The following is a 17,885-nucleotide window of genomic DNA, read 5'->3' as shown; positions in this document are numbered from 1 at the left end:
ACCCCAATAAGTAAATATAAGCAAGTGATCGGAATTAATCTCCATAGTTAGATGGATGTGTGAAAAGTGTTATTTCTGATGCCAGCTTTCTGATGGCTTAAATAAATGTTCATATGTTTTCATGTCTTTATCTAACAAAAGTACAGAGTCTTCTGCTGTGAAGAAATACCTCTGAGCAGTTCCCGCTATTTTTGTGTTTAATAGCGAAACAAATTTTTCATCTGCTTTAAATGTTGACTGTTTACAAGGTTCATTTCTCGCTATCACTGCCATGTTTTTATTAATAGGAAAACAAATTTCATTTTCAGGTGTATCGAGACCTAAATATATTCCTTTCATCATATCTCGATGGCTGATATAACATGGGTTATCAGATGTAATGAACTTTTGTGAAGGCTCAGATATGAAGAGTTGAAAGTGTTTATTACTAAAGGAGTTAATAGCTATTTTTAACGATGTTAGCTCCGCTGATATGATATTACCCTTTGTTGCCATGAGTTTATGTCTGTTAGTTACTTTGATTCCATCACTTAAGCCATCATCAATGAAGTTCTCTATATAAAGTAAATTTTCAGTTAGTAAGTTTCTTCTCTTTGGGTTTCTTAACCACAAAGTGGCACCTAATAAAAATAGGCCAGTCAAATCGTCTTTAGATGGTATAGCTTTATTATTTTCCATAAAATCTAAAGTAAGTTTTATTTTTGGTTCAATATCTGTGGCATAGAATTTTTCAATTGATAAGCTGTCTGCCAATCCAGGCAGGGAGTAATAATCTCTTGATTTACAAACATTGGTAGGGCTAGTTTTATAAGTTTTTTTTCCATCGACGGGAACTACACAAAATTGTGCACTTTTATTATTGTCCATGGTAAATCCAGCTAAATAGCTAGCCGGAATATAATGGTGCCCAGCTTGCCTTCCCATCCATGTCTCCAAGTGAGGCTGTTGAAGGTGATTTTCCTGCTCATTGTAACTTGGGATATTCAGGGATTCCCAGCATTTCGGCTCATGTACATTTCGTATGTTGTGCGCCATATGCTCATCTCGTAGAGCCGTAGAAACTGAATAGCGAAGCGTATTCGGACGATCGCGAAAGGTGGCCGAGAAGCCGCTGGTATCCAGAGTTTCCAGCCTGTCTTGCCATAACGTGGTGCACGGCGGTAAACGGACGATTACGCTGCGCTAATCGACCCTACATAATGGGACTTATTGTTACCTCCCCCTCATCCCCAGCCCTTCTCCCGCAAGGGGAGAAGGGGGCAAAACGGTTCAGCTGACAGTGCTTTACGTGCGAGGTACGGGTGGGGATGGGGCTTTGGAATTGGCACGGGCCATCCCCTCTCCCTCGGGAGAGGGTTAGGGTGAGGGGGCGCTATCTGTGTTGTCGGTTCGTTTTGCGCCTTTATCGCTCTCCACTCTCCACTCTCCATTCCCCGCACCGTCAATCGCGTGGCTCGATGCCGATTTACCCTGATTTCTCCCGACTTCCCCCAGACTTCACCTTCTCTTCACACAAGCCCATTTTCCCTTCACAAATCCCCCGTATTTTCTGCCCACTGATAAATGGGCCCGGCTTGCCACAGGGGTGGCGAGGGGGCGGTTGGTTCGAGGGAGCAAGATGATGAAAGGTTGGATAAAGTGCGGATTGGCCGGGGCCCTGGTGCTGATGGCGAGTTTCTGGGGTGGTAGCGTGCGAGCGGCGGGGATGTCGCTGACGCAGGTGAGCGGTCCTGTGTATGTGGTGGAGGATAACTACTACGTCAAAGAGAACTCCATGGTCTATTTCGGGGCCAAGGGGGTGACTGTGGTGGGGGCAACCTGGACGCCGGATACCGCCCGCGAGCTGCACAAGCTGATCAAACGGGTCAGCCGCAAGCCGGTGCTGGAGGTGATCAACACCAACTACCACACCGACCGGGCGGGCGGTAACGCCTATTGGAAGTCCATCGGGGCCAAGGTGGTATCGACCCGCCAGACCCGGGATCTGATGAAGAGCGACTGGGCCGAGATTGTCGCCTTTACCCGCAAGGGGCTGCCGGAGTACCCGGATCTGCCGCTGGTGCTGCCGAACGTGGTGCACGATGGCGACTTTACTCTGCAAGGGGGCAAGCTGCGCGCCTTCTACGCGGGCCCGGCCCACACGCCGGACGGCATCTTTGTCTACTTCCCCGACGAGCAGGTGCTCTATGGCAACTGCATCCTCAAGGAGAAGCTGGGCAACCTGAGCTTTGCCAATGTGAAGGAGTATCCGCAGACCATCGAGCGGCTGAAAGCGATGAAGCTGCCGATCAAGACGGTGGTGGGCGGTCACGACTCGCCGCTGCATGGGCCTGAGCTGATTGATCACTACGAGGCGCTGATCAAGGCTGCGCCCCAGTCATAAGCCGGCGCGGCGGCAGCCGGATGACGGGCTGGGCGTACTAAAGAAGGCGCCCCGGCCGGGCGTTGCTGGCAGGGTGACGCCCTTGCCCCCTGTTTCGGGCTGTTCAAGGGCGGCCCCCTTTCATAAGATGGGCCTCTCCTCACGCAGTTAGCGGGCCTTTCGTGATGCACGCAATTCAAGACGAACAACCCGATTCACTAACCCGCCTCAAGCAGGCTTTCGTCACTGGCATGTGGGCGTCGCTGGCCAGCATTATCATCGGCTTTGCCTTCAAGGTGTGGCTGGCGCAGTGGGTCGCCAAGGGGGAGCTGGCGCTGTTCAACAGCGTGGTGGACTTGATCTCGCTGTCCCTCATCCTGATGACCGGCTTTCGCTCCTCCATGGTGGTGAGCTACTCCCAGACCAAAAACGATCGGGACATCATCAATATCTTCCGCTACTTCCTCATCGGCATGGTGCTGCTTACCTGGGGGCTGGTGATCCCCTATATCAAGCACGGGCTCCATATCCGGGCCGAATATCTTCAACTGGTGGGGGTCATCTTCGGGCTGGGGCTCAAGGTCTACTTCACCAATCTGGTGGCCATGTACCGGATGTACGGGATCTCCAACCGGGTCACCTGGCTGGAGCCGCTGGTCAACGGTCTGCTGTTTATGGCCTGTTATTTCGTACTTGGCCTGGATGCGCTTGCTTCGCTCTTCTACGGGCTGACCTTCTCCTCGCTCGCCATCGCCGGCTACATGTATCTGCACCGGCGTAGGGCCATCGCCACCCGGCCGCTGGCCAGGGTCGAGCTTGGCCCCGAGATGCGCAGCTATGTGAAGAAGAGCTTTACCGCGTCCCTCGAGGCGGGGGCCAGCATCCTGATGATTTACATCACGGTACTGCTCACCATCCGCCACTTCAGCCTCGACGAGCTGGGGGATTTCCAGGTGGTGGTGCGCCCCATCTTCACCTACATGACCACCCTGTTCGTCTTCCCCATCTATCGCTTCGTGCTGCCGGAGCTGGCGGTCAATCTGCGCAGCGGCGATCACCGCCAGATCCGCCTGATCCGGCGCTGGATCTTCCGCCTCAGCGCCATCGTCAGCCTGGTGTTCTTTCTGGTGATGCTGCTGGCGGGCAAGCCGCTGGTGTCGCTGCTGTTCCCGGCCGACTATCTGGGGGCCGTGCCGGTGCTGCTGCACTTCTCCCTCTTCTTCATCTTCATGATGCTCAATGGCTACCAGCTTGCCTACATCAAGGCCCACGGCCACTTTACCCAGAGCCTGCTGATCCGCGCGGTGGGAATAGTGGCGCTGGTGGCGGCCTACTACCTGGTGGCCCGCTTCACCACCAACGTGGTGGCCATTATCGTGGCGCTGGGCCTCGGCTATCTGGTGATGTTTGTGCTTTCCACCCTGGCCGAGCAGCGCATCCTGCGGGCCCTGCCGCTCGTGCTGGCCAGCCACGGGTAGCCGCCGGCCAGCCAATAAAAAACGCCCGCTTGGGCGTTTTTTATTGGGTCGCGCTGCGGGTTACAGCAGCATGCCAACGGCCAGCCGGTTGAAGGCATTCATCAGGGCGGCCGCCAGGGTCAGGTCCGAGATCTCGCGATCGGAAAAATGGGCCTTGAGCGGTGCGTAGCGCTCGTCCGGTGCGCCTACCTCATGGACATAAGTGAGCGTCTCGGCCCAGGCCAGGGCGGCGCGCTCGCGTTCGCTGAACAGGTCGCTGACCCGCCATCCCGCCAGACAATCGAGTTTTTGCTGCGACACCTCGCACTCGCGCAGCGCCTTGGCGTGCATCCCTAGGCAGAAGGCGCAGCCGTTGATCTGCGAGATGCGCAGATAGACCAGCTCCAGCAAGGGGGCGCCGAGGGGGCCTGCGGCCAGGGCGTCGCTGGTGGCGCGCAGCCCTTGATAGGCCTCGGCTGACAGGGTGGAAAAGGGAAGTCTTGGCTGAGTCATGGCAGTACTCCAAGGTGGTGTGGATCGGCAAGCCGGCTAAACAGGGGCTGCTGCGCCAGCAGCGCGCGGTTGGTGTCGATGCTCTGGCGCACCGCCTCGTCACCGAATACCAGCCCCTGCAGATAGAAGAAATGGATGTTGAACAGCCCCAGGGTGTTGAGCGCGTGGCACAGGTAGGGGGTCAGAAAATCGGGTTGCCCGGCTCGCGGGCCCTGATGAAAGCCGCCCGATCCCACCAGGACGTAGACGGGACGGTCGGCCAGCAGCCCCAGCTTGCCCTCGGCACTCGACTGGAAGGTGCGATGGATGCGCAGCACATAGTCAATCCACAGCTTGAGGGCGGCCGGCAGGGTGAAGTTGTGCAGCGGGGTGGCGATGAGCAGGGCATCGCTCTGCTCCAGCTCCCGGATCAGCGTCTCGGAGAGGGCCAGCTCGGGGGCGTCAAAGGGGGTGACCGTGGTCAGCGCCTGTACATAGGCCTGGCTCAGCGCCGGCAGGGGGTCAGTGCCAACAGGGCGTTCGACCAGCGCGAGGGCCGGGTGCGCTTGCCGCAGACAGGCTACCAGATCCAGCGCCAACTGGTTGGCGTGAGAGGCAGCTCCCTGGGCGCTGGCGTTGATCAGCAGTACCTGGTTCATGGGCGCAGATCCTCGCAAAAGTGCATCCCGCGGGAGAGCAACCCGCAGCGAAAGTAGAAGCGCTGGGCCAGCGCATTATGCAGGCCGGTATCGAGCACCAGGTGATCGCACCCCAGCCGCATGGCTTCGGCGCGCACGGCGTCCAGAAGTTGCGCCCCCAGGCCGCTGCGCTGCAGGTCGGGACTGACGACGAGGTCGTCGATATAGACAAAGTGCCCGTAGATGAGGTTCTCCTGCAGGCGATAGCCGGCCAGGCCGACGATGCGTTCGGCGTCCCGTGCACCCAGCAGGCGATAGCCTTGTTGTGCCTGCCTGGTGAGCTGCGCCACATAGCGCTCCGGGCAGCTGAGGTGGGGGTGCAGCTGCTGCATCAGGGCGAAGCTGGCGGCAAAGGCCGCTTCGTCGTCGAGGGGGTGGAGGGTGTGTGCCACATCTGGTGTCCATGCTGGGGTGATGAGGCACTGTATGCCCGTCATGGACCCGGTCACAGGGCCAAAAACGGTGTAAATGAGTAGGCCATGTGGCCGTGCGGAGGGAGCCTGGGCTCCCTCACCGGATCAGCGGCGGGCCTTGCTCTTGTTGCCAGCGAGCGCCTGCTTTCGGGCGCGCTGCTTCTGGGCCGCCTTGCTGCTGCGGCGCGGCTCGGGGTCGAAGCGGGTGAGATCCGGCTCAAAGCCCGGGAACCACTGCTGGGGCAAACGGGTGTCGAGCACAGCCTCCACCTTCTCCAGCAGCGGCGCATCTTCCGGGCTGAACAAGGTGATGGCGAGCCCCTTGTTGCCGGCGCGACCGGTGCGACCGATGCGGTGCACGTAATCCTCCGCCACAAACGGGAATTCCATATTGATCACGTAGTTGAGATCCGTGATATCGAGGCCGCGGGCCGCCACGTCGGTGGCAACCAGCGCCTGCAGGGTGCCGGCGCGAAACTCCAGCAGCACCTTCTCCCGCGCCCCTTGTGACAGGTCACCGTGGAAGGCCAGCGCATTGATGCCGGCCTTGCCGAGCTGCTGGGCCAGCTTGTCGGCCCCCTGGCGGGTGCGGCTGAAGATCAGGGCCGGCGCCCAGCCCTTCACTGTGAGCATGTGCTCGACCAGCGCCAGCTTGCGATCGCTGTCCACCGTATAGACCCGCTGCTCCACCTCGGCCGCCGTGGTGTTGCGTGGGGCCACTTCGATAAGTGCCGGGTCGCGCAGCAGCACCTTGCAGAGGGCAAACAGGTTGTCATCGCAGGTGGCCGAAAAGAGCAGGGTCTGGCGATCCGCCGGGATTTGCTTCAGCAGCGCCTTGATCTCGTCCATAAAGCCCATGTCGAGCATGCGATCCGCCTCGTCAAACACCAGATGGCGCAGCGCGGCCAGACTCAGCGCCCCCTGCCGCAGATGGTCGAGCAGCCGGCCCGGGGTGGCGATCAGCAGATCCACCCCGGCTCTCAGTGCCTCGACCTGGGCCGCGATACTCACCCCGCCGTAGACCAGCGTGCTGGTGAGGTCGGAGCCCTTGGCGTAGCGCGCCACGCTCTCATGCACCTGCACCGCCAGCTCGCGGGTCGGCACCAGCACCAGGGCGCGGATGGGGCGGGGGGCATCGCTCGCCGGGTGTTGCAGCAACTGCTCCAGCAGCGGCAGTACGAAGGCGGCAGTCTTGCCGGTGCCGGTCTGGGCGCCCGCCATCAGATCGCGCCCCGCCAGAATGAGCGGGATGGCGCCGGCCTGCACCGGGGTCGGCGCGGCGTAGCCAAGCTCGGTCAGGGTCTGCTGCAGGCGGGGGGAGAGCGCCAGATCGGCGAAGGAGGCAATGGACATAAGGGTACCCGTCGGGATGGGCGCGGCCACGCCGCGCTGGAAACAGTCTTGATGGCCGGCATGGTAACAGATGCGGGGCCGCGGGCAGAAGGAGCCGCCGGCTCAGCGGCAGTGAAACACCTCTTCCAGTGCGTCCACCACGGCGCGCACCCGGCTGGCTTTTTGCAGGTCGGGGTGGAGCACCAGCCAGATGTCGACCGGATCGCACAGGGTGGGCAGCACGCGCACCAGTTCCGGCTCCTTGTCCGCCAGAAAGGTGGAGAGCAGGGCGATGCCGAGCCCCTGGCGAGCCGCCGCCAGCAACAGCAGCTGGGCGTTGCACTGCAGCACCACGTTGGGCTCGTGCAGCGGCTCCCCGCACAGGCTGTGCCAGTGGCGGGAGACCAGCTCCCTGGCAAACAGCAGCAGGGCGTGCTGGCTGAGGGCGTGGCCGCTCTTGGGCGTGCCGTGGCGGGCCAGATAGTCGCGAGAGGCATAGAGCCCCATCTCTATGGTGGTGAGGCGCTTGATCACCAGCTCGTCGTTGTCCGGGCGCAGCCCTCGGATGGCGAGATCGGCCTCCCGGTAGGCGATGTCGCTGACGCTGACCGCGGTCTGCAGGCTGAGCCGGATGCCGGGGTGGCGCTCGCGCAGCAGGGTGAGGGCGGGCAACACGAAGGCTTGGGCCAGGGTATCGGTGGTGGCGATGCGCACCTCGCCGCACAGGCTCTGATCGCCGGCGCTCGCCTTGCGTTCGATGGCCTTGATGGCCTGCTCCATGGCGCTGGCATCCGCCAGCATGGCCTCGCCGAGGGGGCTGAGATCATAGAGCTTGGGGGTGCGGATAAAGAGTTTGGAGCCGAGGTTCTGCTCCAGCGCCGTGATGCGGCGCCCCACGGTGGCCTGATCGACCCCCAGTACACCGGCAGCGCCACGCAGGGTACCCTGCCGTGCCAGTGCCAGAAAAAACCGCGCGTCGTCCCAGTTGATCATCGAGCCTCCCACTCAAAGTGCCCCGGCGGGGCGTGCCCATTAGAAGCCAGTGCCGGCGGGAGCACAAGGCAAGAGTGCCCTTGTCGACATGCAGATAGATGCCACCGACATGCATTATTGAAGCAGGCTGATGCATTTGTGTCGCTGTCGAGGGGCGACGGCGGGCGCTATCATGGCGCCTCTCGTCAGCGGCCTTGCCCGCCCTCATCGGAGCCTTGCATGTCATCATCTCTTTGCGCCGCCGCCCCCTCTGCGGCGGCTACTTCCCATCGCGCCATCCTGCTGTTTCTGCCGCTGGCGCTGATGTCGGCGCTGCTCAACAGCAGCGTGCCCACTCCCCTCTATCCCCACTATCAGCAGGCGCTGGCCCTGAGCGATGTCAGCCTCACCCTCATCTATGGCGGCTATGCGGGCGGGGTGCTGATCTCCCTGTTCGGGGTGGGCAATCTGGCGGGCAGGGTGAGCGATCTGCGCGCCATGATCCTGCCGGCCCTGCTGGCGGTACTGGGGGGCGCGCTGCTGTTTGCTCTCGCGGACTCTTTCTGGTCGCTATTGCTGGCGCGGGTGCTGGCCGGGATAGGCACCGGCGCCCTGACCGGCGCCGCCAACGTGGCCCTGCTGCGCTTCGGCCCACGCGATGGCGGCAAGCGGGCCGCCCTCAGCGCGACCCTCTCCTTCACCGCCGGGTTGGCGCTCGGTCCGGTGTTCAGCGGGTTGGCGCTGCAGCTGGAGTTCTATCCGACCCAGCTGCCCTTCCTGCTCATCATGGGGCTGGCGGCCTGCGCCATGGCGGGGGTGGCGTTGAGCTGGCCCGCCTGCGCGCAAGGGGCGCCGGCTGCAGCAACCCAGCAGGGCAGGGGATCGCTGGGGGAGGGGCTCAAGGCCACCGGGGCGGCTTTCTTTATTTGTGCTCTGGCGCTGTTTACCGCCTGGGCGGTGGCGGCCAGCCTGCTGGCCATCGGCCCCAAGGTGGCGAGCCAGTTGCTGGGGCTGCGGGATCTGGGCTTGTTCGGCTATCTCATCGCGGCCTACATGGTGCTCTCCGGCCTGTGCCAGCTCTGGGCCCGCCGGCTCGATGCCCGTCACACCCTGCAAAGCGGCGCTCTGGCGCTGGCGCTCTGCATGCTGTTGTTTGCCGGCGCCGTGCATGCCCAGTCGTGGTGGCTGGCGGTGCTCGGCTTGCTGGTGGCCGGTTACGCCCAGGGGGCAGTGTTCGTCGGCAGTGCGACCCTGGTCAACCGCATCGCACCGGCCGCCAGCCACGCCCGGCTGGTGTCGCTCTTCTACGTGATCGCCTATGTGGCGAACTGGGTGCCGGTGCTGCTGGGCTGGGTCAGCGATGGCGCTGGCGTGCAGGCGGCGGTGGATCTGCTCACCGTCGGCAGCGTGCTGATCAGCCTGGGGCTGGCCTGGGCGGCCTGGCGCACCCGCTTCGAGCCGGCGGCCGGCTAGCGTGACTCAGTCGGCCAGCACCACCCGCTCGGCCGACAAATGGTGCATCCATTCGCGCAGGATCAGCAGGGCTGCTGCAAAGCGCCGGGTCTTGGGCAGGCTAGTGTGACTCAGTCGGCCAGCACTACCCGCTCGGCCGACAGATGGTGCATCCATTCGCGCAGGATCAGCAGGGCAGCAGCAAAGCGCCGGGTCTTGGGCAGGTTCGTGTGACTCAGTCGGCCAGCACCACCCGCTCGGCCGACAAATGGTGCATCCATTCACGCAGGATCAACAGGGCTGCTGCAAAGCGCCGGGTCTTGGGCAGGTTGGCTGCGGCCAGCGGGTCACCCTCCACCATGGCGGCAAACTGGCCGAACAGCTGCTCCAGGCTCTCCCGGCTCAGTTCACGACTGCCAAGCATTTCGGCCAGCGGCAGCGGCGCCTGCAGGGTCACCACCTCATGGGGCGGCACCTCGGCGGCCAGCGGCATCAGCACGTCCTCCACCACCATGATGGCCTGCTCCAGCTCCAGCGCGCTCGGCGGATCCCGGCGAAACGGGCCCGGCGTCATGGCCTCGAGGCCGAAGCCCAGGTCGCGGGTGAAGCGGGTGCCGTCGGCCCGGGTCAGCTGCAGCTGGCTGCTGTGCTCCCCCAGGCTGAGCAGGATGGCGGTCTGGTTGCGGGTCATGGGCTCTCCTTGTGGCGGTCGCGACTCTGCCTTATCCATACACCCGCCGCGACCTGCTGGCGAGGGCTTTCGGCACCCCCCATCCGGGTAATACGGCTTGCAATATGTGGTAGTGATGGCATTCTGGATGTCTAGATGGTTGTTTTGTCGTTGCCTTCAGGAGTTCAGATATGGATATTCGTACCGCCCCCCGCGCGCTTGCGCTCGCCCTGTTGCTGGCCAGCGGCCTGGCCACCGCCAACGAGGCACTGGTGATCCAGACCGACTTCGGTCTCAAGGATGGTGCCGTCTCGGCCATGAAGGGGGTCGCCTTCGGAGTGGATCGCACCCTGCCGCTCTATGACCTGACCCACGAGATCCCGGCCTACAACATCTGGGAAGCTTCCTACCGCCTCTATCAGACTCTGCAGTACTGGCCCAAGGGGACAGTGTTCGTCAGCGTGGTGGATCCGGGGGTTGGTACCGATCGCAAGTCGGTGGTGCTCAAGACCAAGAGCGGCCACTACATCGTCAGCCCGGATAACGGCACCCTGACTCTGGTGGCGGAGCACTTCGGCATCGATACCGTGCGCCAGATCGACGAGAAGACCAACCGCCTCAAGGGCTCCGAGAAGTCCTACACCTTCCACGGCCGCGACGTCTACGCCTACACCGGCGCCCGGCTCGCCTCCGGAGCCATCAGCTATGAGCAGGTGGGGCCCAGGCTGTCGGCCGAGGTGGTGAAGATCCCCTATCAGCCGGCAGTGGCCGAGCAGGATGGCACCCTCAAGGGCACCATTCCGATCCTGGACGTTCAGTACGGCAACGTCTGGACCAATATTGACGACAGCCTGCTGACCAAGGTGGGGATCAACAAGGGCGACAACGCCTGCATCAAGATCAGCGAAGGGGATGCGCTGAAATATGAGGACAAGGCCCCCTATGTCAGCAGCTTTGGCGATGTGCCGGAAGGCCAGCCGCTGGTCTACCTCAACAGCCTGCTGCAGGTGTCGGTGGCACTGAACATGGACAGCTTCGCCGCCCAGCATCAGGTGCAATCCGGCGCCAACTGGCATATCAGCCTGAAGAAGTGCTCCTGACGACAAGCTGAGGTCACCGGGTGGCCGGTACACGGAGATAAAGAGGGCAGGCATCGACGGATGCCTGCCCTCTTGTCATGGCGTCCGAGGCAGGATGGTTGTTGTCAAAACACATATTTGCAAGGTGATATTGATAATAATTGTCATTTGACTGGATAATCGCCGACTCCTCAGACCACTCACCCTTTGCACGATGAAAACCAGCCTCTTACTGGTCAGCCTGCTGATCCTGACCGCCTGCAATGACAACCATAGCCAGGCGCCCGTTCCCTCTGTGCCGGTGGTGACGCCGCCCGTGGTAGAGCCGCCGGTAGAACCTCCGGTGGTGACGCTGCCCACAGAGCCGCCGGTGGAGCCGGTACCGACCCATACCCGCAGCGAGTTGACCGTGCGGCTCGATGTGACGACCCGTCTGGGGCAGGGGGCCACCCTGCTGCTGCGCCAGGCTGCTACCGGCATCGCGGTAAGTGGGGAGCTGGGACAGGAGCGCCCCCTGGTCATGACGCTGCCGGCCGGTTTGCTGCTGGATCAGCCGCTGGAGCTGGTGGGGAGCGACGGCAGCTATATTCTGCGCGCCGCGACGGCCCGGGTGGCCGATCTCGGTGCCACGGCACTGTCGGCCCGCCGCGCTGACGCCCCTTCCTTGCGACTGGATGAAGAGGAGACGGCGCTGTTCCTGCTGGCCGACCGTAATGGGGACGGCACCCTCGATCAGAGCGAGTGGGGGCAACTGGCAGAGATCCGTCTGCAACAGCAAACACTCATCCAGGACTATGCAACCTTGTTGCTGGCCCAGCGCCAGCCGGGGGCCGAGCTCAACTATCCGGACAGCTGGCAGATGCTGCTGGCCCTGCGTGCCGATCAGGGGGAACGCAGCTGGTATCGGCGCAGCAACAGCGGTCCCATCGAGTCGGCGAGGCGGCTGCTCTATCCCGCCCAACCCAGCCAGCCCGACGAGCCGGAGACAGCCGAGCTGCTGCGCCTTGATGAGCAGGGCCGGCTGACGAGCGGCTCTGACTGGCGTTGCCTGCACGATGTGCGCAGCACCGCTGGGGTCAAGGGCAGTCAGTACTGGTTGCACGCCAGCGGCAGCAGCATCTTGCCGCAGAGCAGCCGTGCCGGGCTGGGAGTGGTGCCGACCGGCTGCGGACGCGGTGACTGGCGACTGCCTGGCCTGGCCGAATTCGAACGGCTGCTGGCGGCGGACAAGCAGAGTTGGCGCTACCCCCACACCTTTGCCCTGGCTGTGCCGGCCCGGATCTGGCTGCAGGACGGCGCCGGCCGCCCCGCTCTTTACCAACCTGCCACGGGCAGCTGGCTCGAGGAGGGGGAGGGCAGCGTGCTCTGGTATGCGCTGGCGCCCTATCCGGTACGCCCTTCGGTCATCCGTGACGACAAGATGCCCGACATGGCCGCCCTGCGCGCCCAGTATGCCGGCCCTGCCGCCCAATGGCCGGCCGCCAGGGTTGATGAGGGGGTCGAGTGGCAGGAGCTGGGGCCGCTGCCGGCGGTCCCCTTCCCGGCCGACAACCCTTACAGCCGGGCAAAGGTGGTATTGGGTCAGCAACTGTTCTTCGACAAGCGGCTCTCCCGGGCGCAAGACATCAGCTGTGCCAGCTGCCACGATCCGCAAAAGGGGTGGAGCGACGGGCTGAGCGTCTCGGTGGGCCATCAGGGGCAGAAGGGGACCCGCAACGCCCCCTCCATCCTCAATAGTGCTTTCAGCAGCAGCCAGTTCTGGGATGGCCGGGTCGGTTCCCTTGAGGAGCAGTCTTTGCACCCCATCCAGAACCCGGTGGAGATGGCGCTGGATCACGACGAACTGCTGGCGCGTCTGCGGGGCAGCCGGGACTACCCGGCGGCCTTTGCCACGGCGTTCGGTGACGAGGGGATCAGCCTGGAGCGGATCGCCAAGGCGATCGCCACCTTCGAGCGCACCATCATCAGCCGCGACAGCGACTTCGAGCGCTTCGTCAAAGGCGACGGGCAGGCCCTGAGCGACAAGGCGCTGTGGGGGATGCACCTCTATCGCACCGATGGCCGCTGCATGAACTGCCACTCCGGGCCGCTGCTGAGCCAGTACCGGTTCGAGAGCGTGGGGCTGGCCTATTATGGCCGCAATCTGGAAGATCGTGGCCGTTTCCTGCACACCCGCCAAAAGGCAGACATGGGGCGCTTCAAGACCCCCAGCCTGCGGGATGTGGCATTTACCGCACCTTATATGCACAACGGGGTCTTCCCCATCCTGGCGCAGCGCATCGGCAGTTCCGTGCAGGGGGTGGTGGCCATGTACAACTTCGGGGTGACCAAGTGGAGCAGCGGGGTGGGCTTCCCGACCGGGGTGGCACAGTACGATCCCTTCTTCCCGCAAGCCTCCGATCACCTGCATGCGCTCGGTCTCTCCAACGACGAGCTGGATGCCATCGGCGAGTTCCTGCGTAGCGTGTCTGCCGAACCGAGGCGGACTCCGGCCACGGTTGCCGAGCTCGGATTGAGCGGGATGGCTGACGAGGCGCCGGTGCCTGCCATCGTGATCGATCTGCAGGTGATGCCGGCAGCCCCCCGGCTGGAAGTGGGCCAGGCGCAGGCTCTGCAGGCCGAACTGCGGCTGAGCGATGGCACGCGCAATCCGGCGCAGGGCCCCTTGCAGTGGCGCAGCATGACGCCGGAGCGGGTCAGCGTCGACGGCGATGGAGTGCTGCGCGCTCTGGCGGTGGGGCCTGCCCGGGTGCAGGTGAGCACGGGCGAGCGGATGCTGGAACTGGCGGTGCAGGTGGTGGATGCCCAGCCCGATTTCAGCCAGGGCTGCCGTCATCCCGAGCTGGCGACGGGCGAGCTGATCTTCGTCTGTCCCCTGACTCGCGCGGAAGCAGACCGGCTGGAGCTGGCCTACGACGGCAGCGCCAGGGATGAGGATGGGGATTACAACCCCTTCCCCCACGACTACGTGGTGATGAGCCAGGCGCGGGCTCGCGACTACTGTCAGCAGCTGGTGGCGCGTGGCCACGATGATTGGCGCCTGCCGGCGGTCAGGGAGCTGACGGCGCTGTTTGCCGCCTATCATCAGGTCGGTGAGGAGATGAAGCTGCTGACGGAGCAGGGCTGGCCGCTCTACAGCCGGCTCTGGAGCAGCGATGCCCCCAACGACGACGGGGAGGCCCCCCTGCTCGATCCGGGCAGCGGCGAGCTCATCACGGATCTGCCGCAAGAGGCTCACGGCGTCGCCTGCGTGCGGGCACGTTAATAAACTCGAGTCATGATCTCGACAAGGGCGCTGCGGCGCCCTTTTCATGGCCGGTTCTGCGGTGAGCCTTACTGCCCCTTGAGCGGGGCGGCGGCGGGTTGAAGCCTGATGGGCTGGGGCGGCAGCTCGCGCACGCTTACCACCACCTCATAGCGTTTGTTGGCTTCGGCCGGCGGAATGTTCTTGAACAGCGCCTGGGCGATGGCCTGGGGATCCTGGCCCAGCTTGCTGGCGTGATAGAGGGGAGCGGGCAACGCCGGCGGGCGCGCGTCGGGACGACCGGCTGGCGGGGCTGGCAGTTCGCAGGCCTGGGCCGACAGGCTGGCAAGCAGCAGGGTGAGTGCGAGGGGGTAACGTGACATGGGGATGACTCCATCCAGGGAAGATGGCCCATCAAACGCCAGGCGGGCCGCTAGCTCAACGGCTTTTACGCTCCCTTTTCACCCTCTTTACAGTCATGACAACGGGCGCCTGGGCGCCCGTTGTGGATCCTGGCAACCGCGGGACTCAGAACTCGTTGGAGAGCGCCTTGTACCCCTTGACCAGATCGATGTTGGTGTGGGCCACGTCCTCGGAGAACTCGGCGGCATCCACCGACACCCGCGGGATGTGGTCCAGATCGCTCTGCTGGTTGATGCGGGTGGTGGAGGGGACGTAGAACTCCGGCGGCAGATCGCAGCCGTCCACCACCGAGTTGTGGCGCACCACGGCGCCGTCACCTATGTGGCAGTTGAACAGCACGCTGTTGAAGCCGATGAACACCCGGTTACCCACTTCGCACGGGCCGTGGACTATGCTGCGGTGGGCGATGGAGGTGTACTCGCCGATGGTGACCGCCGCGCCGGACTTGGAGTGGATGACGACCCCGTCCTGAATGTTGGAGTTGGCGCCGATGACGATGGGCTCCATGTCGCCGCTGGCATCCACCTCGTCGGCGCGGATCACCGCATAGGGGCCGACAAACACGTTCTCCTTGATGATCACCTTGCCACAGATGATGGCTGTCTTGTCGATATAGGCTGACTCGTCGATGACCGGCAGATGGCCGGAGGGATTCTTGCGGATCATGTTACATCCTGTTGAAGAGGAAAGCGGACGGGAAACAGGCCGGACGTGCGGGCCCGCCGGAGAGTCAGCTTACGCCTCGGTGCCGGGAGGGGAAACCCTTTACTGGTCTGACCCCGACATTGGCCGGCGCCTCGGCAGGGTGTTCCCTTTGGGCAAAATATGGGAGCATGGCCGTTCCCGAGGGCGAAACGGCCCGCTCGACACTATTTGCATAACCCTGGATATCCAAGATGAAGAAGATTGTTGTGCTGCTCGGCATGCTGCTGGCCCCCTGGTTCTCCTCTGCCGTTCAGGCCAAAGGGGAGGCCGGCGAGTTTGATTATTACGCCATGGCGCTCTCCTGGTCACCAGAGCACTGCGCCATCAAGCCGGCCGACCGGGACCAATGTTCCCGCCAGCTGGGATTCGTGCTGCACGGGCTCTGGCCCCAGTACCAGCGCGGCTACCCGAGCAGTTGTACCCGCGAGCGGCTGGAGCCGGCGATGGAGCAGCAGTTTGCCGGCCTCTATCCCAGCCGCTTTCTCTATCGCCATGAGTGGGAGAAGCACGGCACCTGTTCCGGCCTGAGCCAGCGCGATTTTCATCAGCTGGCCAGCGACCTGCGCCAGAAAGTGAAGATCCCGGCCGCCTATCAGTCTCCCGCCGAGCCGCTGCGCAAAAGCCGCTTTCAGCTCAAGGCGGATCTGGCCAGTGCCAACGACTGGCTGGCCCCGGACAACATCACGGTGGCCTGCGCCGACGGTGGCCGCTTCCTGCGGGAGGTCTATATCTGCCTCAACAAGGAGGGGACCGATGCCGTCACCTGTTCCGACGAGATGCAAAAGCGCGAGTTGCGCTCCTGCGGTCAGCCGGACTTCCTGCTGCGCAGCGTACGTTGACCACTTGTCTTCATCAGGCCCCTCGCGGGCCTGATGTGCAATGAGGGTATGGGAAAGGAGTCTGATCAATGAAGAGCAAGCAAGGATTTTCGGGTGAAGAGCGGGCGCTGCTGCTCGGCGTGAAAGGGGTGGGGCCCACCGTCATCGGGCGGCTTGAACAGCTTGGCTACCACAATCTGGTGCAATTGGCCGCGGCCGACACCGGCCATATCGTGCAGCTGGTGGCCAGCATGCTGGGCTCGACCTGCTGGCAGAACAGCCCGCAGGCCCGGGCGGCCATCGATGGGGCCATCGCGCTGGCGCGCAGCCAGGTCGGAGGCGTCACTCCCGAGCAGCAAGAGGCGACACCATGACGCTGTTTGCCGAACTGGGGCTGCGTTATCCCATCATTCAGGCCCCCATGGCCGGTGTGCAGGACTGCGCGCTGGCACTGGCCGTGACCCGGGCCGGCGCGCTGGGCTCATTGCCCGCGGCCATGCTGAGCCTCGCCACCTTGCGCGAAGAGCTGAGCCGGCTGGCGGCGAGCGGGGGGGCGTTCAACATCAACTTCTTCTGTCACCGGCAGGAGGCGCCGGATCCCGCCGCCCAGGCCCGCTGGCTGCAGCGGCTGGCGCCCTACTATGACGAATACGGCGTGCGCGACACTGCCGGCACGGTAGCTCCCAGTCGGGCCCCGTTCAATGCCGAACATGCCGCCATGGTGGCCGAGTTCAAACCGGCCGTGGTCAGTTTCCACTTCGGGCTGCCCGAGCCCGAGTTGCTGGTTAGGGTGAAAGCCAGCGGGGCCAAGATATTGGCCAGCGCCACCACGGTCGCAGAAGCCCGCTGGCTTGCCGACCATGGCGCCGATGCCATCATCGCCCAGGGGCTGGAGGCCGGCGGCCATCGCGGCCATTTCCTCGAGGACGATCTCAGCCTGCAGCAGGGCACCTTTACCCTGTTGCCACAGATAGTAGAGGCGGTGAGGCTGCCGGTCATCGCCGCCGGCGGCATTGTCGATGGTGTCGGCATTCGCGCCGCACTGGCGCTGGGGGCCCGCGCCGTACAGATGGGCACCGCCTTTCTCTGTTGTCATGAAGCCACCACTTCAAGTCTGCATCGGGCGGCGCTGCACTCGCCGGCGGGACATCACACGGCGCTGACCAATCTTTTCAGTGGTCGCCCGGCCCGCGGCATCGTCAATCGCCTGATGCGAGAGTTGGGCCCGCTGTCCGAAGCCGTGCCTGCCTTTCCTCATGCCAGTGGCGCCCTGGCCGCACTGCGCAGTGCGGCCGAACTGCGGGGGGATGCAGGGTGCTCGCCGCTCTGGGCTGGCCAGAATGTCTCCGGTTGCCGTGACTGGCCGGCTGCCGAGCTGATCTCGCTTTGGGTAAAAGAAGCAGGGTTGGCTGACGTTATGCCTATATAGCAAGCCAAAGCGGGCGCTGGCTCGGGTGGAAGGTCAGAAAAGAGGGGGAGAAGAAGACTCGGATCCCCTGTTTTACTCGCCATCTGTGGATAAGTTTGTATAAAAGCTGTGTTTGGATATGAATAACTAAAAAAGTGCGCTTTTTTGCAATTTTATTGCATTCTCCCCCTTGCCAGCGTGATCAATCTCTCTATAATGCGCCCCATCGACACGGCAAGCGGCAACGCAAACAGTTGGGTCGGTGGCCTCGAAAAGCCTTTGAAAATAAGGCTTGACTCGAGAAGGCGGTTGAGTAGAATGCCACTCCCGCAGCAGCCAAAAGCTGCGTCGCTCTTTAAC

19 protein-coding genes are annotated in these 17,885 nt (G+C 63.1%); 8 read left to right on the top strand and 11 right to left on the bottom strand.

Annotated elements, in window-relative coordinates:
- Nucleotides 1-69: 69 nt before the first annotated feature.
- Nucleotides 70-924, bottom strand: coding sequence for a DUF4238 domain-containing protein (locus tag AB5Y94_RS06595; protein WP_368205234.1), 855 nt, complete (start codon nt 922-924; stop codon nt 70-72).
- A 697-nt stretch (nt 925-1,621) separates the two neighbouring features.
- Between AB5Y94_RS06595 and AB5Y94_RS06590 the strand changes: the two genes are divergently transcribed.
- Complete coding sequence (locus AB5Y94_RS06590) at nt 1,622-2,383, top strand: CphA family subclass B2 metallo-beta-lactamase (RefSeq protein WP_226009012.1); 762 nt, start codon at nt 1,622-1,624, stop codon at nt 2,381-2,383.
- A 164-nt stretch (nt 2,384-2,547) separates the two neighbouring features.
- Complete coding sequence (locus AB5Y94_RS06585) at nt 2,548-3,840, top strand: lipopolysaccharide biosynthesis protein (protein WP_368205233.1); 1,293 nt, start codon at nt 2,548-2,550, stop codon at nt 3,838-3,840.
- A gap of 60 nt (nt 3,841-3,900) precedes the next feature.
- Here the strand turns inward: AB5Y94_RS06585 and AB5Y94_RS06580 are convergent, their stop codons facing one another.
- The 5 genes from AB5Y94_RS06580 to AB5Y94_RS06560 form a co-directional block, all read right to left on the bottom strand.
- Nucleotides 3,901-4,332 (bottom strand): carboxymuconolactone decarboxylase family protein, encoded by a 432-nt coding sequence (locus AB5Y94_RS06580; RefSeq protein ID WP_368205232.1) that lies wholly within the window; start codon nt 4,330-4,332, stop codon nt 3,901-3,903.
- Nucleotides 4,329-4,970: an FMN-dependent NADH-azoreductase gene (locus AB5Y94_RS06575; protein WP_368205231.1), complete on the bottom strand. Its 642-nt coding sequence runs from the start codon at nt 4,968-4,970 to the stop codon at nt 4,329-4,331. Before AB5Y94_RS06575 ends, AB5Y94_RS06580 begins: the two co-directional genes overlap by 4 nt.
- Nucleotides 4,967-5,401 carry a GNAT family N-acetyltransferase gene (locus AB5Y94_RS06570; protein ID WP_368205230.1) on the bottom strand — a complete coding sequence of 145 codons (435 nt, stop codon included), beginning with the start codon at nt 5,399-5,401 and terminating at the stop codon, nt 4,967-4,969. The genes AB5Y94_RS06575 and AB5Y94_RS06570 overlap by 4 nt, the downstream gene beginning before the upstream one ends.
- Before the next feature lie 126 nt (nt 5,402-5,527).
- Nucleotides 5,528-6,775: a DEAD/DEAH box helicase gene (locus AB5Y94_RS06565; RefSeq protein WP_368205229.1), complete on the bottom strand. Its 1,248-nt coding sequence runs from the start codon at nt 6,773-6,775 to the stop codon at nt 5,528-5,530.
- A 102-nt stretch (nt 6,776-6,877) separates the two neighbouring features.
- On the bottom strand, nt 6,878-7,747 hold the full coding sequence (locus AB5Y94_RS06560) for a LysR family transcriptional regulator (RefSeq protein WP_017764057.1): 870 nt from the start codon (nt 7,745-7,747) through the stop codon (nt 6,878-6,880).
- 219 nt (nt 7,748-7,966) lie between these two features.
- Between AB5Y94_RS06560 and AB5Y94_RS06555 the strand changes: the two genes are divergently transcribed.
- Nucleotides 7,967-9,199: an MFS transporter gene (locus AB5Y94_RS06555; protein ID WP_368205228.1), complete on the top strand. Its 1,233-nt coding sequence runs from the start codon at nt 7,967-7,969 to the stop codon at nt 9,197-9,199.
- 6 nt (nt 9,200-9,205) lie between these two features.
- Here the strand turns inward: AB5Y94_RS06555 and AB5Y94_RS06550 are convergent, their stop codons facing one another.
- Nucleotides 9,206-9,355: a hypothetical protein gene (locus AB5Y94_RS06550; protein ID WP_171279646.1), complete on the bottom strand. Its 150-nt coding sequence runs from the start codon at nt 9,353-9,355 to the stop codon at nt 9,206-9,208.
- 58 nt (nt 9,356-9,413) lie between these two features.
- Nucleotides 9,414-9,869 carry a hypothetical protein gene (locus AB5Y94_RS06545; RefSeq protein ID WP_279463200.1) on the bottom strand — a complete coding sequence of 152 codons (456 nt, stop codon included), beginning with the start codon at nt 9,867-9,869 and terminating at the stop codon, nt 9,414-9,416.
- Nucleotides 9,870-10,039: 170 nt separating this feature from the next.
- Between AB5Y94_RS06545 and AB5Y94_RS06540 the strand changes: the two genes are divergently transcribed.
- Both AB5Y94_RS06540 and AB5Y94_RS06535 read left to right on the top strand, forming a co-directional pair.
- Entirely contained in the window at nt 10,040-10,948 is a 909-nt protein-coding gene (locus AB5Y94_RS06540; protein WP_368205227.1) for an S-adenosyl-l-methionine hydroxide adenosyltransferase family protein, read from the top strand.
- 193 nt (nt 10,949-11,141) lie between these two features.
- Nucleotides 11,142-14,192 carry a cytochrome c peroxidase gene (locus tag AB5Y94_RS06535; protein ID WP_368205226.1) on the top strand — a complete coding sequence of 1,017 codons (3,051 nt, stop codon included), beginning with the start codon at nt 11,142-11,144 and terminating at the stop codon, nt 14,190-14,192.
- Nucleotides 14,193-14,260: 68 nt separating this feature from the next.
- On the opposite strand, the gene AB5Y94_RS06530 is transcribed toward AB5Y94_RS06535, so the two are convergent.
- The gene (locus tag AB5Y94_RS06530) at nt 14,261-14,554 is read right to left on the bottom strand and encodes a hypothetical protein (protein ID WP_368205225.1); all 294 of its coding nucleotides are present in this window, start codon (nt 14,552-14,554) and stop codon (nt 14,261-14,263) included.
- 145 nt (nt 14,555-14,699) lie between these two features.
- Complete coding sequence (locus AB5Y94_RS06525) at nt 14,700-15,260, bottom strand: carbonic anhydrase (protein ID WP_005309014.1); 561 nt, start codon at nt 15,258-15,260, stop codon at nt 14,700-14,702.
- A gap of 230 nt (nt 15,261-15,490) precedes the next feature.
- On the opposite strand from AB5Y94_RS06525, the gene AB5Y94_RS06520 reads away from it, so the two are divergent.
- The 3 genes from AB5Y94_RS06520 to AB5Y94_RS06510 all read left to right on the top strand — a co-directional run bounded on the left by AB5Y94_RS06520 (nt 15,491) and on the right by AB5Y94_RS06510 (nt 17,546).
- Complete coding sequence (locus tag AB5Y94_RS06520; protein WP_368205224.1) at nt 15,491-16,138, top strand: ribonuclease; 648 nt, start codon at nt 15,491-15,493, stop codon at nt 16,136-16,138.
- 68 nt (nt 16,139-16,206) lie between these two features.
- Nucleotides 16,207-16,491 carry a helix-hairpin-helix domain-containing protein gene (locus AB5Y94_RS06515; protein WP_368205223.1) on the top strand — a complete coding sequence of 95 codons (285 nt, stop codon included), beginning with the start codon at nt 16,207-16,209 and terminating at the stop codon, nt 16,489-16,491.
- Complete coding sequence (locus tag AB5Y94_RS06510) at nt 16,488-17,546, top strand: NAD(P)H-dependent flavin oxidoreductase (protein WP_368205222.1); 1,059 nt, start codon at nt 16,488-16,490, stop codon at nt 17,544-17,546. The genes AB5Y94_RS06515 and AB5Y94_RS06510 overlap by 4 nt, the downstream gene beginning before the upstream one ends.
- A gap of 126 nt (nt 17,547-17,672) precedes the next feature.
- On the opposite strand, the gene AB5Y94_RS06505 is transcribed toward AB5Y94_RS06510, so the two are convergent.
- Nucleotides 17,673-17,885: hypothetical protein (locus AB5Y94_RS06505; RefSeq protein ID WP_368205221.1), on the bottom strand; the 213-nt coding region annotated here is incomplete at its 5' end.

Source organism: Aeromonas sp. s5, from assembly GCF_040907865.1.
GTDB lineage: Bacteria > Pseudomonadota > Gammaproteobacteria > Enterobacterales > Aeromonadaceae > Aeromonas > Aeromonas dhakensis.
The sequence above is the reverse complement of the archived record's forward strand: the minus strand, read 5'-3'. Positions and strand labels throughout refer to the sequence as shown.